The organism is Kushneria phyllosphaerae, from assembly GCF_900312995.1.
GTDB classification, from domain to species: domain Bacteria; phylum Pseudomonadota; class Gammaproteobacteria; order Pseudomonadales; family Halomonadaceae; genus Kushneria; species Kushneria phyllosphaerae.
This window is the reverse complement of sequence record NZ_ONZI01000012.1, coordinates 1-683: the sequence shown is the minus strand read 5'-3', so window position 1 is coordinate 683 and position 683 is coordinate 1. Positions and strand designations below refer to the sequence as shown.

Here is a 683-nt window from a genome sequence, read left to right as displayed (position 1 = left end):
CCGTACTGGACGAATAACTGGCCGACGTATTGGCCGAGCCGATATTGCCCGCCGCGTCGATATGACTGACGGCGGCGTTGACGGACGTGTTCTGTGCCAGCTGGCTGCCAGGGACGTTGATCGAGAAAGTGCCGTCACCGTTCACCGCACCGGTGTAGTTCTGCTGACCCACCGTCAGGGTCACGGTGTCGCCGTCGGCATACTCACCGCTGACCGAGCCGGTCACCGGAATATCGCGACCGGACTCGTCGGCGTTGACGATGTTATCGCCGGCAACGGTGTCGAGCGTGATCGAGAGCGCCGGCGGCGTGGTGTCGACGCTATAAGGACGAGTGGTTTCGGCGCTGCCAGTATTGCCAGCGGCGTCAGTATGCGAGACAGACGCACTGATAGTGTTGGTGCCTGCAGCTGCCAGTACCGAACCCGGTACTGCCACGCTGAACGTGCCGTTCTGGCCCACGGCCGTTGAGTAGTTCTGACCGCCGACCAGGACGGTGACGGTATCACCGGGTACGGCGTCACCGCCGGCACGGCCGATAACGGTAACGTCCGCTGCCGCTTCGGCGGCATTGATCACGTCATCGCCGGCGAGGGTGTCGAGGCTGATGGTCACCACCGGCGCCGCGGTATCCACGGCGTAGCTCGATGCGGTGTTGGCCGAGCCGGTATTGCCAGCTGCGTCG

General features: G+C 64.1%; 1 protein-coding gene. It reads right to left on the bottom strand.

Features of this window, described 5'->3' with window-relative positions; all coding sequences use genetic code 11:
- On the bottom strand, positions 1-683 hold a 683-nt coding region (locus KSP9073_RS17215; RefSeq protein WP_114403759.1), incomplete at both ends, for an Ig-like domain-containing protein.